General features: G+C 71.7%; 18 protein-coding genes. 8 read left to right on the top strand and 10 right to left on the bottom strand.

What is annotated here, in order from left to right; all coding sequences use genetic code 11:
- Window positions 1-19 precede the first annotated feature (19 nt).
- Window positions 20-1,675, bottom strand: a complete 1,656-nt coding sequence (locus ACZ4SF_RS30865; protein ID WP_468390779.1) for a threonine/serine exporter family protein — start codon at window positions 1,673-1,675, stop codon at window positions 20-22.
- 136 nt (window positions 1,676-1,811) lie between these two features.
- Window positions 1,812-2,303, bottom strand: coding sequence for an inorganic diphosphatase (locus ACZ4SF_RS30870; RefSeq protein ID WP_046730908.1), 492 nt, complete (start codon window positions 2,301-2,303; stop codon window positions 1,812-1,814).
- 79 nt (window positions 2,304-2,382) lie between these two features.
- Here ACZ4SF_RS30870 and dacB point away from each other — a divergent pair, with 79 nt between their 5' ends.
- From dacB to folE, 6 genes are all read left to right on the top strand, one after another.
- Complete coding sequence (gene dacB / locus ACZ4SF_RS30875; protein ID WP_468390782.1) at window positions 2,383-4,026, top strand: D-alanyl-D-alanine carboxypeptidase/D-alanyl-D-alanine endopeptidase; 1,644 nt, start codon at window positions 2,383-2,385, stop codon at window positions 4,024-4,026.
- Window positions 4,027-4,116: 90 nt separating this feature from the next.
- Window positions 4,117-5,238 carry a zinc-dependent metalloprotease gene (locus ACZ4SF_RS30880; RefSeq protein WP_468390785.1) on the top strand — a complete coding sequence of 374 codons (1,122 nt, stop codon included), beginning with the start codon at window positions 4,117-4,119 and terminating at the stop codon, window positions 5,236-5,238.
- A 202-nt stretch (window positions 5,239-5,440) separates the two neighbouring features.
- A complete protein-coding gene (gene tilS, locus ACZ4SF_RS30885; protein WP_468390788.1) occupies window positions 5,441-6,499 on the top strand; it encodes a tRNA lysidine(34) synthetase TilS in 1,059 nt (352 codons plus the stop codon).
- An 86-nt stretch (window positions 6,500-6,585) separates the two neighbouring features.
- A complete protein-coding gene (gene hpt, locus ACZ4SF_RS30890; protein WP_030342680.1) occupies window positions 6,586-7,146 on the top strand; it encodes a hypoxanthine phosphoribosyltransferase in 561 nt (186 codons plus the stop codon).
- Window positions 7,147-7,341: 195 nt separating this feature from the next.
- Window positions 7,342-9,378 (top strand): ATP-dependent zinc metalloprotease FtsH, encoded by a 2,037-nt coding sequence (gene ftsH / locus ACZ4SF_RS30895; RefSeq protein ID WP_468390791.1) that lies wholly within the window; start codon window positions 7,342-7,344, stop codon window positions 9,376-9,378.
- Window positions 9,379-9,512: 134 nt separating this feature from the next.
- Window positions 9,513-10,118, top strand: a complete 606-nt coding sequence (gene folE, locus ACZ4SF_RS30900) for a GTP cyclohydrolase I FolE (protein WP_468390794.1) — start codon at window positions 9,513-9,515, stop codon at window positions 10,116-10,118.
- A 25-nt stretch (window positions 10,119-10,143) separates the two neighbouring features.
- Here folE and ACZ4SF_RS30905 read toward each other — a convergent pair whose 3' ends face one another.
- The 6 genes from ACZ4SF_RS30905 to ACZ4SF_RS30930 form a co-directional block, all read right to left on the bottom strand.
- Entirely contained in the window at window positions 10,144-10,632 is a 489-nt protein-coding gene (locus tag ACZ4SF_RS30905) for a DUF3180 domain-containing protein (protein WP_468390797.1), read from the bottom strand.
- A gap of 81 nt (window positions 10,633-10,713) precedes the next feature.
- The gene (folK, locus tag ACZ4SF_RS30910; protein ID WP_468390799.1) at window positions 10,714-11,325 is read right to left on the bottom strand and encodes a 2-amino-4-hydroxy-6-hydroxymethyldihydropteridine diphosphokinase; all 612 of its coding nucleotides are present in this window, start codon (window positions 11,323-11,325) and stop codon (window positions 10,714-10,716) included.
- Entirely contained in the window at window positions 11,322-11,681 is a 360-nt protein-coding gene (gene folB / locus ACZ4SF_RS30915; protein WP_468390802.1) for a dihydroneopterin aldolase, read from the bottom strand. The genes folK and folB overlap by 4 nt, the downstream gene beginning before the upstream one ends.
- Before the next feature lie 282 nt (window positions 11,682-11,963).
- Window positions 11,964-12,500, bottom strand: a complete 537-nt coding sequence (locus tag ACZ4SF_RS30920) for a nuclear transport factor 2 family protein (RefSeq protein ID WP_468390805.1) — start codon at window positions 12,498-12,500, stop codon at window positions 11,964-11,966.
- Window positions 12,497-13,474, bottom strand: coding sequence for a dihydropteroate synthase (gene folP, locus ACZ4SF_RS30925; RefSeq protein WP_468390808.1), 978 nt, complete (start codon window positions 13,472-13,474; stop codon window positions 12,497-12,499). The genes ACZ4SF_RS30920 and folP overlap by 4 nt, the downstream gene beginning before the upstream one ends.
- Before the next feature lie 73 nt (window positions 13,475-13,547).
- On the bottom strand, window positions 13,548-15,362 hold the full coding sequence (locus ACZ4SF_RS30930) for a phosphatidylglycerol lysyltransferase domain-containing protein (protein ID WP_468390810.1): 1,815 nt from the start codon (window positions 15,360-15,362) through the stop codon (window positions 13,548-13,550).
- Window positions 15,363-15,590: 228 nt separating this feature from the next.
- Here ACZ4SF_RS30930 and ACZ4SF_RS30935 point away from each other — a divergent pair, with 228 nt between their 5' ends.
- Both ACZ4SF_RS30935 and ACZ4SF_RS30940 read left to right on the top strand, forming a co-directional pair.
- Window positions 15,591-16,718, top strand: a complete 1,128-nt coding sequence (locus ACZ4SF_RS30935) for an alpha/beta hydrolase (protein ID WP_468390813.1) — start codon at window positions 15,591-15,593, stop codon at window positions 16,716-16,718.
- Window positions 16,719-16,817: 99 nt separating this feature from the next.
- On the top strand, window positions 16,818-18,386 hold the full coding sequence (locus tag ACZ4SF_RS30940) for a hypothetical protein (RefSeq protein WP_468390816.1): 1,569 nt from the start codon (window positions 16,818-16,820) through the stop codon (window positions 18,384-18,386).
- 288 nt (window positions 18,387-18,674) lie between these two features.
- On the opposite strand, the gene ACZ4SF_RS30945 is transcribed toward ACZ4SF_RS30940, so the two are convergent.
- Entirely contained in the window at window positions 18,675-20,072 is a 1,398-nt protein-coding gene (locus tag ACZ4SF_RS30945) for a PH domain-containing protein (RefSeq protein ID WP_468390977.1), read from the bottom strand.
- Window positions 20,073-20,200: 128 nt separating this feature from the next.
- Window positions 20,201-20,704: a PH domain-containing protein gene (locus ACZ4SF_RS30950; RefSeq protein WP_468390819.1), complete on the bottom strand. Its 504-nt coding sequence runs from the start codon at window positions 20,702-20,704 to the stop codon at window positions 20,201-20,203.
- Window positions 20,705-20,728 lie beyond the last annotated feature (24 nt).

Genomic DNA, 20,728 nt, shown 5'->3' on the forward strand with positions numbered 1-20,728 from the left:
GAGCCGGACGGCGCCCCTCTCAGAATCCCCTGGTCCGCTTCGCGGCCCGGCGCTTCCCGGCCGAGCCGACCCGCAGGAACAGCCGGGAGATCTCCGACCCCAGGTTGACCCCGATGGCGATGGCCATGGCCAGCGACGCGGCCTTGGCCAGCGACACCAGCCCTTTGTCCACCTCGTTCTGCGCGATGGACAGCAGCCCGAAATAGGTCGCCGAACCGGGCAGCAGGGGCCCGATCGCCGCCGTCGTGTACGGCAGCGCCGACGCGAACCGGTACCGCGACAGAAGCTGCCCGAACAGGCCCACGAGCCCCGCCGCGACCGCCGTGGACGCCACCGGCGAGATGTCGCCGACGTAGTGCATCGCCCCGTACACGGACCAGGCGACGCCTCCGTTGAGGGTCACCCACAGCACGGTTGAACGTTCCTGCTGGAGCAGCACCGCGAAGGTCAGCGACAGCAGCATCGAGGCCACGATCTGGATCAGCGGCCGCTCGGAGATGCCGAGGGCCGCGTCCGGGTTCAGCTTGCCGCCGACTTTCACGCCGAAGTACAGGACCACCAGCACCCCGGCGACGATGCCGACGAAGAAGTACATGACCTCCAGCAGACGTGCGGACGCGGTGATGTAGAAGCCCGTCAGGCCGTCCTGCACGCCCGCGACCAGCGCCCGCCCCGGCAGCAGCGCGAACAGTCCACCGGTGACCACCGCCGACGCCTTCAGATCCACGTCGGCCAGCGCGAACGCCACCCCGATCGCGGCGGGCGGCATCGCGGCCACCGTGAACTGGTAGAACTCCGGCAGTCCGCGCCCGGCGCACAGCCATGCCAGCCGGTCGCCGAGCATGGCGCCCAGGGCTGCCGCGACGAACACGATCAGATCGCCGCCGACCAGTATCGAGGCCGCACCGGCCAGCAGCCCGCTCGCCAGGGTCAGCGCCCAGCCGGGGTAGGGGTGCCGGTTGCGGCGGATCTCCGCCAGCCGCCGGTAGGCCTCCTCCAGGGAGACATGCGTCTCCGGGTCGGTCAGGTCGTCCACCAGCCGGAACACGGCCGCGAGCCGCGTGTAGTCGGTGCCCCGCCGCCGTACCGTCCGGGACGCCGTCACCGGGTCCTCCACCAGTGACGGCTGGTGCGAGATCGACAGCAGCGTGAAGGTGACGTTCGGCTCGCACCGGTCCAGGCCGTAGGACCGGCACACCGCGAACATCGCGGCCTCCACGTCCTCCGCGCCCTCGCCGCCGGCCAGCAGCAGCTCGCCGATACGCAGGGTCAGGTCGAGCACGCGCGGGACGGCCGGACCACCCTCCTCCACGCGCTGCACCGGTTCCGGCGCGGGCCGCTCGGCCACCGGCATCCGCAGCATCGTGCGCATCCGGTCCTGCCAGGGCGCGTCCTTGACCAGGCTGACCAGCGGCACCCCGGTGGCCGGCGTGAACGCGGCCGGGGCGCTCCTGCTGCTGTAGGTGCTCGGCCTGCTGAACGCCGATCCCTCCGGCTCGGCACTCGGCGGCTGCGGCGCCTGGAGTCCCTCCGGCACCGCGAACTCGGACGTCGTCTCCGGCTCACCGCCGGGCCTGGGGACATCGAGCCCCACGGGAACGGCGAACTCGGACGTGATCTCCGGGTCGTACCTCGCCTCGTCGGACCGGGGCTTGCGGTCCTCCGCCTCCATCACCTCGCACCGCTCCCTGAACGACACCTTCCGTAAGCCTCAGTATGCGCACACGTACCCCCACCGGCCGCATGTGTGCAGACAAGCGAGCGGGCCGCACGCGCACGCGTACGACCCGCTCGGCGAAGAACCGGGGTGGTCAGTGACCGCCCTGCTCCTTGAAGCGCTTGTACGACCGCTCGATCTCCACCTCGGCGTCCGTGCGGCCCACCCAGTTGGCACCCTCGACCGACTTGCCGGGCTCGAGGTCCTTGTACACCTCGAAGAAGTGCTGGATCTCCAGGCGGTCGAACTCGGACACGTGGTGGATGTCGCGCAGGTGCTCCACGCGCGGGTCGGTGGCCGGAACGCACAGCAGCTTGTCGTCGCCGCCCGCCTCGTCCGTCATGCGGAACATGCCGATCGCGCGGCACTTGATCAGGCAGCCCGGGAAGGTCGGCTCGTCCAGGATGACCAGCGCGTCCAGCGGGTCGCCGTCCTCGCCGAGGGTGTTCTCGACGAAGCCGTAGTCGGTCGGGTAGGCGGTCGAGGTGAAGAGGCGACGGTCCAGGCGGATCCGGCCGGTCTCGTGGTCCACCTCGTACTTGTTCCGCGAACCCTTAGGGATCTCGATCGTGACGTCGAACTCCACCGGTGGCTCCTCCATGATCAACACATAGTTCTGGTGGTTAAGTGTCCCTCACGCAGGTGTGTGATCGCGAAAGGGGCTGGTGGTCGTGCCAGAGCTGAGGCCTTGGCGAGCCGCGAGACCGCAGGTGGTGCGGATCGCGAACGCCGTACGACCGCGTCTGGGCCGCGCCGTGACGGCCGTCGGGCCAAAGGTCGCGCGAGTGGCGAAGGCCGTCCGGCCTGCGCACCTCCCCCGTCTCCCCCGTCCGCGGACCGTCAGGACCTGGCAGTACACCGCGGGCGCCGCCACCGCCGGCCTGGCGCTGGCCGCCGGCGTGGTGACCGTGGCCGGTCCCTGGGACGCCAACGGTCAGCGTACGGCCGAGCGGGACCGGGCCGCCGCCCTGGAGCGGTCAGGTGGCGCAGATCACGGCTCCGGCACGGCAGCGGCGGCACCCAGGCCCGCACCGAGCGCCGCGCCGGTCCTGACGGGTCTGGGCGGCACCACCGGCGCCGTGGGCACCAAGCAGGCCGCCCCGGACGCGAAGGCCCTCACGGACCTCCTGGGGCCCCTCCTGGACGCTCCCGCGCTCGGCGAGACCCGTGCCGCCGCCGTCGTCGACGTCGCGACCGGCGAGCGCCTGTACGACGCCGGCGCCGGCAAGGCCCTCACCCCCGCCTCCACCACCAAGATCGCCACTGCCGTCGCCGCCCTGTCCGCCCTCGGCCCCGACCACCGCCTCACCACCCGCGCCGCCCTCGAACCCGACACCGGGGAACTCGTCCTGGTCGGCGGCGGCGACCCGACCCTCACCGCGCGCCCGAAGGACAAGGGCACCTCTTCCGGCGAAGCCGGGAACGGGGGAGACCGGGCGAGCCTGCGCGTGCTGGCGGCCGGTACCGCCAAGGCCCTGCAGAAGCGGGGCATTCACAAGATCACTCTCTCCTACGACACCACCCTCTACACCGGCCCCGCCCTGCACCCCATCGGGAGCGACGAGAACCTCGCCCCCGTCAGCGCCCTGACCGCCGACGAAGGCCGCACCGACGACTCCACCAGCGGCACGGCGATCCGCGTGACCGATCCTGCGGCCGACGCGGCGGCCAAGTTCGCGACCTTCCTCGAGGACGCCGGCATCACCACCACACCGCCCGGCCCCTCCAAGGCCACCACGCGCGCGCAGACCCTCGCCACCGTCTCCTCACCCCCGCTGTCCGCCCTGGTCGAACGCATGCTCACGGAAAGCGACAACGACATCGCCGAGGCCCTGGCCCGCCACACGGCCCTCGCGAGCGGCGAACCCGCGAGCTTCGACGGTGGCGCCAAGGCCATCGCCACCCAGCTGCGCAAGCTCGGCCTGCCCATGTCCGGCGCCGTGTTCCACGACGGCAGCGGCCTCGACCGCGACGACCGGCTGACCGCCGGCCTCCTCACCGCCCTCCTGGTCAAGGCGGGCGACCCCGGCCGTCCTGGCCTCCGCCCGGCCCTCACCGGCCTGCCCGTGGCCGGCTTCACCGGCACTCTGAGCACCCGCTACACCGACGGCGCCTCAGGCCTCGTACGCGCCAAGACCGGCACCCTGAGCGGCGTCAACACCCTGGCGGGCACGGTCGTCGACCGGGACGGCCGCCTTCTGGCCTTCGCCTTCCTCACCTCGGACACGTCGAAGACCCCGAACGCCCTGGAGGCCCGGGCGGCACTGGACCGAGCGGCGACAGCACTGGCGGGGTGCGGCTGCCGGTGACCGCGTGCGAGGCCGACGGTGCCGTGACCGCAGCGGTGCCGGTCTCCCACGCCCTGCCCCGACCCGCAGCGCTCACGTACGGTTGACAACATGACGAGCTTCGGTGGCACCGCATCTCCCGGGATGGTCGACTGGAACCTCGCGGTGGCAACCGCGACACGGCTCGTACGACCCGGCCCCGAGGTCAGCCGCGACGAGGCCAGGTCCGTCGTCGCGGAACTGCGCCGGCACGCGAAGGCCTCGGAGGAACACGTCCGGGGCTTCACTCGTATGGGCACCGGGGAGATCCACGACACCCCCGTCCTCGTCGTCGACCGCCCCGGCTGGGTCCGGGCCAACGTCGCCGGCTTCCGGGAGATCCTCAGGCCGCTCCTGGAGAAGATGCAGGAACGGCGCGGCAACAACCCGGGCAGCGCCGTCCTCGGCGCCGTCGGCGGCAAGGTCACCGGCGTGGAACTCGGCATGCTCCTGTCGTTCCTGTCCTCCCGCGTCCTCGGCCAGTACGAGACCTTCGCCCCCGCCTCCCGCGACCTCCCCGCGGGCGAGAACGGCGGCGGCCGGCTGCTGCTCGTCGCACCCAACATCGTCCACGTGGAACGCGAACTCGACGTCGAGCCGCACGACTTCCGCCTGTGGGTGTGCCTGCACGAGGAGACCCACCGCACCCAGTTCACCGCCGTGCCCTGGCTGCGCGACCACCTCGAGGGCGAAATCCAGTCGTTCTTGGCGGAGACCGACGTCGACCCGATGACCTTCCTGGAGCGCATCCGGGAAGCCGCCCAGTCCCTGGCCGGCGGCCGTCCCGAGGGTGAGGAGGAGGACGGCGGGCGCTCCTTCGTGGAGTTGGTGCAGACCCCCGCCCAGCGCGAGATCCTCGGCCGGCTCACCGCCGTGATGTCCCTCCTGGAGGGCCACGCCGACTACGTCATGGACGGCGTCGGCCCGAGCGTCGTACCGACCGTCGCCGAGATCCGCGAGAAGTTCCAGCAGCGCCGCGCCAAGGGTGCCTCCCGGCTGGACATGGCCCTGCGCAAGCTGCTCGGTCTGGATGCCAAACTGAGGCAGTACCGGGACGGCGAACGCTTCGTCAGGGCCGTCGTGGAGCAGGCCGGCATCGACGGGTTCAACCGCGTGTGGACCTCGCCCAACACCCTTCCCACCAAGGCGGAGATCGCCAAACCGGCGGACTGGGTCGCGCGGGTGCACCGCTAGGCCGAGTCGTGAACCGCCCCGGGAAGGCGTGAAACGAATCCGGCCGACGGCAGGCGAACGCCCCTCCAATCACCCGTCCGAGGGACCGTGAGCCATGCGTAGGCGTGCAATGCTCGGGGAACGGCCCGCTTCTGTCACCATCTACACACTCTGCGTGACCGGCTCGGGCTCACCCCCCGAAACTTCATGAAGGGAACCGGACATGGGTCCCCATCCTGCGGTCGCGGCGATACGCCTGGCGGTTCGCCGCGTCCTCCACGACATCCTGAACGACCATCAGACCTCCGGCGGGCTCACGGGGCGACCGGCCCCGGGCGCGCACCCGGACCGCGCGGCCGAGCGGCCCCCCTCTCCGCTCGTCCTCGTCGCATGCTCCGGCGGCGCCGATTCCATGGCCCTCGCCTCCGCCCTCGCCTTCGAGGCCCCCAAGCTCGGCGTCCGTGCCGGCGGGGTCACCGTCGACCACGGCCTCCAGCCCGGCTCCGACCTGCGCGCCGACGAGGTCACCCTGAGACTGCGTGAGCTGGGCCTCGACCCCGTGGTGTCCGTCGCCGTGACCGTCGGCCGGGAGGGCGGCCCCGAGGCCGCCGCCCGCGACGCCCGCTACGCCGCCCTGGACGCCATCGCCGAACGCCACGGTGCCACCGCCGTCCTGCTCGGCCACACCCGCGACGACCAGGCCGAGACGGTCCTGCTCGGCCTCGCCCGTGGCTCCGGCATCCGCTCCCTGTCCGGCATGGCCGCGGTCTCGGGGGCCGGCGGCCGCTACCGGCGCCCCTTCCTCCACCTCGACCGGCAGACCGCCCGCAGGGCCTGCATGGTCCAGGCCCTGCCCGTCTGGGACGACCCGCACAACGCCGATCCCGCCTACACCCGCTCCCGGCTCCGGCACGAGGGCCTGCCCGCCCTGGAGAAGGCGCTCGGCAAGGGCGTGGTGGAGGCGCTCGCCCGCACCGCCCAGCTCTCCCGCGACGACGCCGACGCCCTGGACACCTGGGCCAGCCAGGCCGAGGCCTCGGTACGGGACGCCACCGGCCTGCTGGAGTGCGCCAAGCTGTACGCCCTCCCGCCCGCCGTGCGCCGCCGGATCCTGCGCCGCGCGGCCATCGAGGCCGGCGCCCCGGCCGGCTCGTTGTTCGCCCGCCACATCGAGGAAGTCGACCGTCTGATCACCGGCTGGCGCGGTCAGGGAGCCATCAATCTCCCCGGCAAAGTCGTGGCCCAGCGGCAGGGTGGCAGACTGGTGATTCGGCAAGGCTGAATCCGACCCCTCCCGGAGTGATCCTCCGGCGGGCCGGGCAGCCGGAGGCCGTGCATGCGGCCGTAAGTGCGGGACGACCGAAAGTGATGCGGGTGGACGCGAAAGACATGGGTGCCGACCTCCAGCAGGTGCTCATCACCAAGGAAGAGATCGACGCGAAGCTGGCCGAGCTGGCCGCGAAGATCGACGCGGAGTACGCGGGGAAGGATCTGCTGATCGTCGGCGTCCTCAAGGGCGCCGTGATGGTCATGGCCGACCTCGCGCGGGCGCTGTCCACCCCCGTCACCATGGACTGGATGGCCGTGTCCTCCTACGGCGCCGGCACCCAGTCCTCCGGTGTCGTGCGCATCCTCAAGGACCTCGACACCGACATCAAGGGCAGGCACGTCCTGATCGTCGAGGACATCATCGACTCCGGCCTGACCCTGTCCTGGCTGATCAACAACCTCGGCTCCCGCGAGCCCGCCTCCCTCAAGGTGTGCACGCTGCTGCGCAAGCCGGACGCCGCCAAGGTCGCCATCGACGTGGAGTGGGTCGGCTTCGACATCCCGAACGAGTTCGTCGTCGGCTACGGCCTCGACTACGCCGAGAAGTACCGCAACCTGCCGTTCGTCGGTACGCTCGCGCCTCACGTCTACGGCGGCTGAGCCACTCGGCCCAAGCCCGGTAGGACGATCGGGAACCCCAGCGGGTTCCGTTCCGTTGGAGCATGCAGAGACGGGTTTCCCAGCCGTCGAAACGGCTCCGTGCGGCTTCGGGCAACAATGCTGGGGTACCGTCAGAAGAACTGTCTAATCAAACTCACTATGGCAGGAGGGACGGGGCGGCACCGCTCCGTATGGATGGACGTGAAGCGATACTTCCGTGGGCCGGTCATGTGGATCGTGCTGGCCGTCCTTGCCGTGGTCGTGTTGATGCAGGTCGTCGGCTCGTCCGGCGGCTACAAGACGGTGGACACAGGCCAGGTCGTGGCGGCGATCAACGCCAACAAGGTCGAGTCGGCCAAACTCACCACCGGTGACGAGCAGAGCATCAAGGTCACGCTCAAGGACGGCGTCAAGGTCGAGGGCAGCTCGAAGATCCAGGCGAGCTACATCGGCGACCAGGGCGTCACCATCGCCGGCCAGTTGCAGAACAAGTACGAGGACAAGCAGATCCCGGACGGCTACACGGTCTCGCCGTCCAAGCAGAACCCGTTCCTCGGCGTTCTGCTCTCCCTGCTGCCCTTCGTCCTGATCGTGGTCGTCTTCCTGTTCCTGATGAATCAGATGCAGGGCGGCGGCTCCCGGGTCATGAACTTCGGCAAGTCCAAGGCCAAGCTCATCACCAAGGACACCCCCAAGACGACCTTCTCCGACGTCGCCGGCTGCGACGAGGCCGTGGAGGAACTCCAGGAGATCAAGGAGTTCCTCCAGGAGCCGGCCAAGTTCCAGGCCGTCGGCGCCAAGATCCCCAAGGGCGTGCTGCTCTACGGCCGCCCCGGTACCGGCAAGACGCTCCTCGCGCGCGCCGTCGCCGGCGAGGCGGGGGTCCCCTTCTACTCGATCTCCGGTTCCGACTTCGTCGAGATGTTCGTCGGTGTCGGTGCCTCCCGAGTCCGTGACCTGTTCGAGCAGGCCAAGGCGAACGCCCCGGCGATCGTCTTCGTCGACGAGATCGACGCGGTCGGCCGGCACCGCGGCGCCGGCCTCGGCGGCGGTCACGACGAGCGCGAGCAGACCCTGAACCAGCTGCTCGTCGAGATGGACGGCTTCGACGTCAAGGGCGGTGTGATCCTGATCGCCGCCACCAACCGCCCGGACATCCTCGACCCGGCGCTGCTGCGTCCCGGCCGCTTCGACCGCCAGATCGCGGTCGACCCGCCGGACCTGCAGGGCCGCATGGAGATCCTCAAGGTCCACCAGAAGGGCAAGCCGGTCGCGCCCGACGTCGACCTGTCCGCCGTCGCCCGCCGTACCCCGGGCATGACGGGTGCCGACCTCGCCAACGTCCTGAACGAGGCAGCACTTCTGACCGCCCGCGGCGACCAGAAGCTGATCGACAACAGGGCGCTGGACGAGGCGATCGACCGCGTGGTCGCGGGCCCGCAGAAGCGGACCCGGATCATGTCGGACAAGGAGAAGAAGATCACCGCGTACCACGAGGGCGGTCACGCCCTGGTCGCGGCGGCTTCGCCGAACGCCGACCCGGTCCACAAGATCACGATCCTGTCCCGTGGCCGTGCCCTCGGCTACACGATGGTCCTGCCGGACGAGGACAAGTACTCGACCACGCGCAACGAGATGCTCGACCAGCTCGCCTACATGCTGGGCGGCCGCGCGGCCGAGGAACTGGTCTTCCACGACCCGACCACCGGCGCCGCCAACGACATCGAGAAGGCCACCAACCTGGCCCGCGCGATGGTCACGCAGTACGGCATGACCGAGCGGCTCGGTGCGATCAAGTTCGGCGGCGACAACAGCGAGCCCTTCCTCGGCCGTGAGATGGCTCACCAGCGCGACTACTCGGAAGAGGTCGCCGCGCTGGTCGACGAAGAGGTCAAGAAGCTCATCGAGACCGCGCACAACGAGGCCTGGGAGATCCTGGTCGAGAACCGCGACGTGCTCGACAACCTGGTCCTGCAGCTGCTGGAGAAGGAGACGCTGGGCAAGGAGGAGATCGCCGAGATCTTCGCCCCCATCGTCAAGCGCCCGCCGCGGCCCGCCTGGACCGGCTCCTCCCGCCGCACCCCGTCCACCCGACCGCCGGTGCTCTCCCCCAAGGAGCTGGCACTGACCAACGGTGCGAACGGCTCGACGGCGGCGATCAGCACGGCCAAGTCCACCGCCACCGAGTCCGCTCCGGTCACGGAGGCCCCGGAGGACCGCTCCGAAGGCTGAGCGTGTCACGGCCGACAGGGCCGGAATGTATGCCGCGCCCCCCAGGTTCTACGCTGGGGGGCGCGGCATTTTCGAATGACCGCAGGAAGAACGCGTGACCGCCCACGCGCGAAGGCTCAGGAACGAGGAACCAGATGACGGACCCCGTGACGCTCGACGGCGAAGGCACCATCGGCGAGTTCGACGAGAAGCGTGCCGAGAACGCTGTGCGGGAGTTGCTGATCGCGGTCGGCGAAGACCCGGACCGTGAGGGGCTGCTGGAGACGCCGGCGCGGGTGGCGCGTGCGTACAGGGAGATCTTCGCCGGCCTGTGGCAGAAGCCCGAGGACGTCCTGACCACGACGTTCGACCTGGGACACGACGAGATGGTCCTGGTGAAGGACATCGAGGTCTACTCGACCTGCGAGCACCATCTGGTGCCGTTCCGGGGCGTCGCCCACGTGGGCTACATCCCGTCCGAGGCCGGCAAGATCACCGGCCTGTCCAAGCTGGCCCGGCTGGTCGACGTGTACGCCCGCCGTCCGCAGGTGCAGGAACGCCTCACCACACAGATCGCGGACTCCCTGATGCAGATCCTGGAACCGCGCGGGGTCATCGTGGTCGTCGAGTGCGAGCACATGTGCATGTCCATGCGCGGCATCCGCAAGCCGGGCGCGAAGACCATAACGTCCGCCGTGCGCGGTCAGCTGCGGGACGCCGCGACCCGGAACGAGGCGATGAGCCTCATCATGGCGCGCTGACCGGACCGCCGAGCGGCGCCGGCGGTCAGGCCGCCGGCTCCGCCCCGGTGTGGTTCTGGTCGTCGTCCTCGGGGAGCTTGCAGACGCGCTCCAGGAACAGGGCCGCAACTATCACGCCGAGCCCGGCCAGGACCGAGAAGCCGGCGTAGATCGCCTGGTCGCGGCGGGCCGGGATGTCCAGCAGCTCCAGCAGGAAGACGCCCGCGCCGCCGTACATGCCGGCGACGAGGGCCGCGACCAGGGCGCTGGCCTGGCCGAAGACGACCGCCCGGGCGGCCATCAGCGGATCGACGCCCTTTGCGCCGGGCCGGCGCTCGCGCTGAGCCTTGAAGCGGGCGCGCAGTGAGAGCGCCGTCGACAGCAGGACCACCGCGATCAGTGCGAGCACGACGGGGGCGGCCAGAGGGACGCTGGGGAGGGTCCCGATCGAGTTCCAGAGGCGGGCGCCCGCCCAGGACAGGACGCCGGCCACGACGAAGACGCCGGCCAGCACCCTGATGCGCAGCTCTCTCACGGTGTCCCTTCAGTTCCCCCGGACTGTCCCGGTGTGTGGTCGTCGTGGCGTCTCTGTCGTGACCCGCCTCGACCTTAACGACTACTCGGGCAGCCGGAGTTCCAGGTCCTTGCGGGCCTCCACACCTTCACGGGTGACGACCGACAGCAGTTCGGCCACCGTCCCGCGGCCCGGGAGCTGCGCCTGGGGGTCCACGTCGTGCCAGGGGGCGAGCACGAAGGCGCGCTCGTGGGCACGCGGGTGGGGGAGGGTGAGATGCGGGTCGTCGGAGGTGACGTTGGCGTAGGCGACGATGTCGACGTCCAGTGTGCGCGGGCCCCAGCGCTCGTCCCGGACCCGGTTGAAGGCCTCCTCGACCGCGTGCGCCCGCTCCAGCAGGGAGGCGGGGGGCAGCGTCGTCTTCAGGACCACGACCGCGTTGAAGTACGACGGCTGGCTGCCGGGCTCGACGCCCCAGGGCTCGGTCTCGTACACCGGGGAGACGCCCTTCACGCGGACACCCGGGGTGTCCTCGAGGGCGTCGACGGCACCCTGGAGGGTCTCCAGGCGGTTGCCGAGGTTGGAGCCGATGGAGATGACGGCCCACTGAGGGTTGTGCAGGGTCGTGTCGGCGGCGTCCACCTGCTCGACGACGGCGGCGGGCACCGGCTGGACGGTCGGGTCGCTGTGACCCTGGCTGAAAGGTCGGGTCATACTCGGCTCCGGATGATGGTGACGGTCACGTCGTCGAAGGGGACGGTGATCGGCGCGTCCGGCTTGTGGACGCAGACCTCGACCTGCTGAACCCCTTCGTGCTTCAGGCAGGTCTGGGCGATGCGCTCGGCCAGCGTCTCGATGAGGTTCACCGGCTCGCCCTCGACCTCGGCCACGACCTCTTCGGCCACGATGCCGTAGTGCACGGTCTTCGTCAGGTCGTCGTCCGCCGCGGCCGGCCGGGTGTCCAGGCCCAGGACGAGGTCCACGATGAAGGTCTGGCCCTCCTCGCGCTCCTTGGGGAACACACCGTGGTGCCCGCGGGCCTTCAGGCCGCGCAGCGCGACACGATCCACGCGAATCACTCCTGCAATCGTCGGGAACGGCCGAGGCGTACCGCGTGCGGGCGGCACGCCGGCCTCAGACGAATCTACCTGCGGACACTGACAAAGCCGGGTCATGGCGGCGTGGGGCCGGGCGGGGTCCTGGAGGGTTCACCGGGTGTTTCCCCTGGGGAACCCGGCCGTGTCATGGACTGGTAGCCGCTCGTACCCGCGGGTAGGTGATTCCAACCACTCCTCCGGTCCTCGCTCGGTCCTCGACCGCCTCTGTGCTGCGGCTGTGGTGTGTCTACCCGGTCAGGCGAGGGGGCCGTCGTCCGGATTCACGCCATTCACGCCGGTGTCGTCCTCGTCGCCGTCGTCGCTCTCGGCCAGCACCGGGGAGGCGTGGTGCGACCAGATCTTCCAGCCGGAGGGAGTACGCCGGAACACGTTCGTGGCGACCACGAGCTGCCCGACCAGCGGGCCCAGCTCCGCGCCGTCCTGCGGGGCGGGGCCACCGCTGAGGATGTTCTCCGTGCAGGTGACGAGTGCGGTGTCGCCGGTGACCGAGACGTGCACGTCGGTGAGGAAGAACTGGATGTAGTCGGTGTTGGCCATGATCAGGGCGTACGACCGGAGGACCTCGCCGCGGCCGGTGAGCACGGGCCAGCCGGGGTGCACGCAGGAGATCACGCCGACGTCCGCCGGGTCGTGGTAGGTCTCGTCCACACCAAGGTCGGCGGGGGTGAGCCAGAGTGAGGAGACCTCTTCGAAGTCGCCGCGTTCCAGTGCCTCGTAGAAGGCGGTGTTGGCAGCCTCCACCTGCTCGACGTCGGTGTGTGGGGCGCTCACCGGTCTCCTTCCGCCCGGCGCTCGTTCCCGGCGCCCGGCGCGTTGCCTGTTCCGTGCGCCTCGTGCCCGCTCTGTGACCCGCGCTCGCTGTCCGTGCCGGGTGCCGGTACCGCCGTCCGCGCCCCTTCCACGGCCCGTGCGACCCGCACCGCGTCGGCGGTGGCACGTACCTCGTGCACGCGTACCGCCCATGCGCCGGCGTGCGCCGCGAGTGCGGAGACGGCCGCCGTGGCCGCGTCGCGCTCCCGGGCGGGCGGGGGCGCCGCTTCGGGGCCGGCCAGGACGCGGCCGAGGAACCGCTTGCGGGAGGCAGCGACCAGGAGGGGGTGGCCGAGTGCGTGCAGGCGGTCGAGGTGGGCGAGGAGGGCGAGGTCGTGGTCGGCGTCCTTGGAGAAGCCGAGACCGGGGTCGACGACGACGCGGTCGGGGGCGATGCCGCCCGCGAGAACGGCCTCCACGCGCGCGTGCAACTCGTCCATGACCTCGGCGACGACGTCCTCATAGGCGCCCCGGACGTTGCCGCCCTGCAGGAAGCCGCGCCAGTGCATGACGACGAAGGGGGCGCCCGCGTCGGCGACCACCGGGATCATCGCGGGGTCGGCGAGGCCGCCGCTGACGTCGTTGACAAGGGCGGCACCGGCCGCGAGGGACTGTTCGGCGACGCAGGCGCGCATCGTGTCGACGGAGACGACGACACCCTCGGAGGCGAGGCCGCGTACGACGGGGATCACCCGGCGCAGTTCCTCGGCCTCGTCCACGCGCGTGGCGCCGGGCCGGGTGGACTCGCCGCCGACGTCGACCAGATCCGCGCCCTCGGCGACGAGGTCCAGGCCGTGCTTGACGGCGGCGGTCGTGTCGAACCAGTGGCCGCCGTCGGAGAAGGAGTCCGGGGTCACGTTCACGACGCCCATGACGGCACACCGGTCCCATGCCGGAAGGCCGGCCACTCGGCCCCGCCCGCTGTGGTTGTTCATACGTTCAGCGTAGGCCCAGGGCGGTGCCGGGAACGCGCGGCAGCCGGGGTGCCGCACGGGTCCGGCCGTCCGGTCAGGCCGCTCGGACGTCCCGTTCACCCATGGCGTGGGCACACGGGCGCTGGGCGGCGGCCCGGCGCCGGCGCAGGAACCGAGGCAGCGGCAGGGCGAGGTCGACGAAGCCCTCCGCCTGCATGGCGGCGAAGCCGATGCGGGGCAGGTCCCCGGAGGCCCGGTAGACCACGAAGCGCGGCTCCCAACGCGGCTGGAACTTGGCGTTGAACTTGTACAGCGACTCGATCTGGAACCAGCGGGAGAGGAACACCAGCAGCCCGCGCCAGGCACGCAGCACCGGGCCGGCGCCGATCTTCTCGCCGCGGGCGAGGGCGGAGCGGAACATGGCGAAGTTCAGCGAGACCCGGTTGATGCCGAACTTCGGGGCGGCCTGCAGGGCGGCGACGATCAGCAGCTCGTTCATGCCCGGGTCGGCGGAGCGGTCACGGCGCATCAGGTCCAGCGAGACGCCGTCCTTGCCCCACGGAACGAAGTGGAGGATCGCCTTCAGGTCGCCGTACTCGCCCGGCTCGTCGTCGGCCTTGTGTGCGGTGGCGATCAGGCAGTCGCCGTCGGCGGCGTCGCCGATGCGGCCGAGCGCCATGGAGAAACCGCGCTCGGTGTCGGTGCCGCGCCAGTCCTCCGCCGCCTCGCGGATCCGCTCCAGTTCGGCGTCGCCGAGGTCACGGATGCGCCGTACCCGGGTTTCGTAGCCGGCTCGCTCGATGCGCTTGACCATCTGGCGCACGTTGCGCATCGCGCGTCCGGCGAGCGAGAAATCCGCCACGTCCACCACCGCCTCGTCGCCCAGTTCCAGGGCGTCCAGACCGGTCTCGCGGGTCCACACCTCGCCGCCGGTCTCCGAGCAGCCCATGACCGCGGGGGTCCAGGAGTGGGCCCTGGCCTCGTCCATGAAGCGCTCGATGGCGCCCGGCCAGGCCTCGACGTCGCCGATCGGGTCACCGCTGGCGAGCATCACGCCGGAGACGACCCGGTAGGTGACCGCGGCCTTGCCGCTCGGCGAGAAGACGACGGCCTTGTCGCGGCGCAGCGCGAAGTGGCCGAGCGAGTCGCGCCCGCCGTGCTTCTCCAGCAGGGCACGCAGCTTGACCTCGTCGTCCTCGGTGAGGCGCGCGGCCGGGTGTTCGGGGCGGAAGGCCAGGTAGATGGTGGTGACGGCGGTGATCCAGCCGAGGGCGCCGAGGGAGAAGGCGACCGTCCAGGAGGTGTTGCCCTGGTAGTCGACCGGGCCCTCGAAGCCGAACAGGCCGTAGACGACGTGGGTCAGCCGGTCGGCCACGCTCGGGTCACCGATCGTCCGGTGCGGGTGGACGCTGACGATGACCAGTCCGAGGGCCAGGGAACCCGCGCTCATCAGCACGAAGTTGGCGAGCGCGCGCCACCTGCTGCGCGGATCGGGCAGAGCCGCGAACTGGTCCCTGTGGCGCAGCAGCGGCACCAGCAGCGCGACCGCGATGAGCACTCCGATGAGCGAGTGCCGGTACGCGAACTGCGCCGCCGCGCCCGCCGGCAGCAGCGCCACCGCGGCGCGCCATGCCCGGCGCTTGCGTCGCTTCAGCCCGTGCGCCAGCAGCAGCAACAGCACGCCGGCGCTGAGCGAGAGGGCCGCGGCGAAGGGCCCGAAGGAGCCCGGCAGCACCTCGGCGATGGCGTGCATACGGCTGTGACGGAAGCGCGGGAACACGCCCGCGGCAATGTCCAGGAGGCCCACGAGAGCGGCCGCCCTGCCGACCAGAGCGGGCACGGCCTCGGGGCGCGGGCCGCGCATCATGCGCCGCGCCCGGCTTGATCGGCCCGGAACCCCGCCCGACATTTCCCCATCTATCCTGACAGACATCGCATCCCGTAGTTCTGCGAGAGACCTTGAACCCGGTGCCGATCGGGGCATCCGGCGACATTGCGCCCTCTAGGACGGTGTCTTGGGGAAAGAGGTTCACTCCCCACCGGAAAGTCGGGTCAAAGGCCAAGGAAAGCCCCGGGCAAACCCTCGCGACGAAGCGTGGGCGCGGCACGGGCGGAAAGCGCAGGCAGGAAGCAGCCCATGGGTCTCACGAGCAACAAAGTGCTGGTGCTGGCGATTGCGATCGCCGCCGTGCTGTTCATCGGCACGGTGTGGCTGTGGCCGCGCCTCGCCCGGCAGAGCTGGCGGGCCGTCAGCGGCCGGGTCGGCCTGCTGCTGTCCACCCAGTTGACACTCTTCGCCTCCCTGGGTCTCGCCGCCAACCAGGCCTTCGGTTTCTACGCCAGCTGGGCGGACCTGTTCGGCAAGGAGACCGAGCAGGGCATCGTCGTCGACCACTCGGCCAACGGCAGCACCGCCGGCCCGCTCCAGGTGGTCTCCACCTCCGACGTGCCGGGCGCACCGACCGCGCGGCCGGAGACGGGCGGGCAGATCCAGAAGGTCGACATCGTCGGCCGTACGAGCCACATCGGCACTCCCGCGTACGTCTATCTGCCGCCGGAGTACTTCCAGCCGCAGTACCGCACGCGTACGTTCCCCGTCGCGGTCGTGCTGACCGGCTACCCGGGCACCGCGCGGTCGCTGGTGGACAAACTGAACTACCCGAGCACGGCGCAGAAGCTCGCCAAGGACGGGCGGATGCAGCCGATGATCATGGTGATGCTGCGGCCGACCTTGGCGCCGCCGAGGGACACCGAGTGCGTGGACGTCCCGGGCGGCCCGCAAGCGGAAACGTTTTTTGCCAAGGATCTGCCGGAGGCGGTCCTGGCGCACTACCGGGCCGGCAAGCGACCGGGCAGCTGGGGCGTCATCGGCGACTCCACGGGCGGCTACTGCGCCCTCAAGCTCGCCATGCACCACCCCGGCGTGTACGCGGCCGGCGCCGGCCTGTCGCCCTACTACAAGGCGCCGATCGACCCCACGACCGGTGACCTCTTCCACGGCGACAAGAAGCTGCAGAATCGTGCCGACCTGTGGTGGTACCTCAAGAACGAGCCCGCGCCCGACACCTCGCTGCTCGTCACCAGCAGCAAGGTGGGCGAGCACAACTACAACGACACGATGAGGTTCATAGAGCGTGTGCAGGCCACGAACCTGACCCGCATCTCGTCGATCATCCTCGAGAGCGGCGGCCACAACTTCAACACCTGGCGGCGCGAGATCCCGCCGACCCTCCAGTGGATCAGCGGCCGGCTCACCGACCGCTGAGCCGGCGTGGCCCCTGACGTCCCGTGAAACCTCCCGTAGGACTGTTGTTTTTGCGGGGCGGGGGTCCGCGATTCGCCTACGCGCGGTAAGTTTCTGGCCATGCCACGTGGACGCCACCGCCATTCCCCCCCTCTGCACCGGCTGTTGCCTCCTTCGGCGATCGCCGGCGTCTCCGTCGTCTGCGCGCTGGGTCCTTGGGTGTTCTCCGAGGCCACGGTGTTGCGCACGCTGGCCGCCGCGGCCGCCGCGACGGCGGTCCTCGGCGCGGTCGTGATGCGCCGCTGGGACGTGCAGGCGGGCAAACAGGTCGCCGAACTCACGCGCGCGCGTGCCGGCGACGAATGGCGCTACGAGGAACGGGTCGCCGAACTGGAGACCGACCTCGAGGAGTCCCGCGAACTGCGCGCCAAGCTGGAGCAGCGGCTGCGCGCCAAGCGGGCCGAACTGGCCGGACTGCGCAACGAGCACGCGGCCCTGCTGCGCCGGTACGCCACGGCGGAGACCGAGCGCGCGAGCGCCCTGGAGGGACGCCGGCTGCTGGAGATCGAGTCGGCGCCCGACTCCGCGTCGTCGTCCGTACCGGCCCTGCCGCCCGCGCGGCGCGCCGAACCGGAGCAGACGGCCACCGCGGGCCCTGAAGCGTCCCGGGGGACCGAGGGCGCCGATGACATCGTTGACATCGATGACGCCGAGGGCGCCGACGCCACCGATTCCGCCGAGGCTTCCGCGGGCTCGGAGGCCGCCGCGAGCCGGCCGGCGGCGCAGGCTGTGTTCTCGCCCGATGGTGCCCGGCTGTACGGGCGGGCCCTGACGGCCCTGGCCCGGTTCGACCGGGGGGACGCTGCTGCGGATCCGGAAGCAGAGACCGCGCCCGAAGCGGACGCCGAGGTTCAGGCCGAGGCCGAGCCGGAGACAGCCACGGCGACCGGGGCCGAGGTGCCCGAGTCCCAGGTGTCCGAGGGCGAGGTGCCTGAGTCCGAGGTGTCGGGGGCCGAGGTGCCTGCGTCCGAGGTGTCGGGGGCCGAGGAGCCGGAGTCCGAGGTGTCCGGGGCCGAGGAGCCTGAGTCCCAGGTGTCGGGGGCGGAGGAGCCGGAGCCTGATGTGTCCGCGGCCGAGGTTCCCGGCGCCGGGCCGGTCGGGGCCGAGGCTGCCGAGGACCGGGCCGCCGCGCAGCCCGGGGCGGTCGGGATCTCCGAGCCCGTCGAGGACGCGGCCGCGGCGCCGGAGGCTGCCGCGAGCGAGGTGGCCGAGGCCGGGACCCACGCCAAAGGAGAAGACACCGCGGCGGGCCTGACCGACGGGGCCGGCGTCGCGCCGGCGGCCCAGGTCGCCACGCGCGCGGGGCAGGCGTCCGCCGGGCACTTCACGGTGCCGACCGCGGTGGCCGTCGTACCGGCCGCGCCCGCGCGGCGCCCGGTGGTCGAGGGCGGCTTCGACTTCTTCGGCACCCAGAAGGGCGGCTCGAAGGACCCGCTGGACTCCGTGCAGAACGAAGACCTCGCCGACGTGGTCGGCCCGGAGGCCCTCGCCGTGCACAAGGCCGAGACCGAGGCCGCGTTCAAGCCCGCCGACGCGCAGTCCCGGGGCGTCGGCCAGGTCATCGACCTGACGGCGCACGACGAGACCGAGCAGATCGACATCCAGGGGCTGCGCAGCGCGGCCTCCTGAGCCGCCGTCAGCCGTACATCCGCAGTCTCGGGCCCGGCCTTCCCACGTGGGGGCCGGGCGCGCTGCGTCGATGCCCAAGTGCGTCGATGCTCAGGTGCGCCGGTGTCTGGACGTGCCGGTGTCTGGATGTGCCGGTCTCCGGGCGCGTTGGTGCCTCGATGCGGAGTCCGGATGCGGAGTCCGGCCGGCGGGCGGTCGACGGTCAGCCCGGGTGGGGCCTGCGGTCAGCCTGGTGCGGTTTGCGGTCAGTCGGGTGGGGCCTGCGGTCAGCCTGGGTGCGGTTCGCGGTCAGCCCGGGGCCGGCCCGCGGTCGACCCGGGTCGGCCCGTCGTCGGCCCGGGGGCGGCCCGCGGTCATCCAGCGGTCCGGCGGGGCGTCCCGGCGGCCCGTCCGGGACCGCTCCGCCTGCTCGGCCAGCAGCCGCGTGGCCTCCTCGGCGCCCCGTAGACGGGCCGTGACGGTCTTGTCGGCCCCGGTGTCCACGTGAACGCCGGCGAGCCCCCAGCGGCGCTCCCAGGGCCCCTGGGTGAGCCGTACGCTCTGCACCTTGGCGTGCGGCACCAGCGAGAGCCTGCGGCACAGCAGGCCGCTCCGGGCGGCGAACACCGCGCCGGTGACCGCGAGCCGATGCCCTCGCCACCAGAGGGGCACGCACCACCGGGCCCGGCGCGGCGCCCGCGACAGCTCCCGCGGCACCGTCACGCCCGGCAGCACGCGCGCGACGACCGCTTCGGCCGCCGCGCGCGGGGCCACCGGTATCAGCACCGAGTTGGCAGACCCGGCCACGTCCAGTTCCACCCGCACCCAGCCTCCCCCACTCTCGGCTCCGCTCGAGCGGGGGGACCCCCATCGCCGCCACAGCAGCGGTTCCACGATCCGTACGGTCTGCACCCGGCCGGGCGGTACCGTCTCGTGCGTTCGGTCGAGCAGCCCGTGGTCGATGCGCAGTCCGTCCGGGGATTCGCTCACCGTCCAGTCGAACTCGGTGACGAACCGGCCCACGCCGCTCGCGCCGGCCGCGCCGAGCAGCGGCAGCGCGGTGACGAGGACCGTCCACGCGTTGTGGGTGGTGAGCCACAGCAGGGTCGGTACGACGAGCGCGCCGCACAGCGTGCCCCAGGTGGCACCCGTCAGTGCCAGGGAGCGCGCCAGCTCGCGCGGGGGCACCCGCAGCAGAACCTGTGCCGGGGCCTCTCCGATTTCGCGCGCCGTCTCGGGCGCGAATCCCGCGGCGCGCGCGAGCAGCTCCGCGCGCAGGGCGCTCGCCTCCCGTTCGCCCAGGAAAGCCAGCTCGTCCTTGTCGTCGGCGCCGACGACGTCGATCCGCAGCTTCGCGACGCCCGCCACGCGCGCGAGGAGCGGGCGGGAGACGTCCACGGCCTGGATGCGCTCCAGCCGGATGTGCGCGGTGCGCCGGAACAGCAGTCCGGTCCGGATGCGCAGCTCGGTGTCGGTCACCGCGAAATGCGTGAACCACCAGGAGAGGAACCCGTAGAGGCCGGCGACCGGCACCAGCACCGCGAGCCCCAGCAGGAGCATCGTGGTGGTCAGCCGCGCCAGCTGCTGCTGGGTGCCGTTCGGGTCGTGCACCGCCCAGCCGGCCAGCACGGCGAGCGGCGCCCAGGCGCGACGGAAGGGCGTGACCGGATGCAGCCGGCGCTCGGCGACGGGCGGACGCTCCGGTATGCCGCTGTCCGCTGCGCCAGTGCCAGTGCCAGTGCCACTGCCGGTGCCAGCGCCGGTGCCACTGCCGGTTCCGGCCTCGGCGTCGATGCCGGACTCGGTGCCCGTGCCGTCGGCACCGTCCGGGGCCGTCACAGGCCCGCCGATCGTGACTCGCCCAGCTCGGTGAGCCGGTCGCGCAGCCGTTCCGCCTCGGCCGGGTCCAGGCCGGGGATCGTCGCGTCGGTGGCGGCGGCGGCCGTGTGCAGCTGCACGGTGGCCAGCCCGAAGCGCCGCTCGACGGGCCCGGAGGTCACCTCCACCAGCTGCATCCGCCCGTACGGCACCACCGTCTCCTCGCGCCACAGCACACCGCGGCTGATCAGCAGGTCGTCGGCGCGCTCGGCGTACCGCCAGGAGCGCCAGTTGCGCTCCACCAGCCACCAGCACCAGGCGGCCGACACCGGCGGCAGCAGCGCCCAGGCCGCCCACGCGGGGCCGGCCAGAAGCCCCGGCAGCAGCCCTGCGGCCACTGTGAGCACCGCCGTCCACACCAACAGCAGCAGCCGGCGTACACGCAGCAGACCGGGCTGCAGTCCCCGCCACACCGGCTCGCCCGCCGGCGCCTCGGTCCCTTCCGGGCTCCCCGTTTCCATGCGCCCAGCGTACGTAGGGGAAAC

This window comes from Streptomyces sp. NPDC027663 (assembly GCF_055566415.1).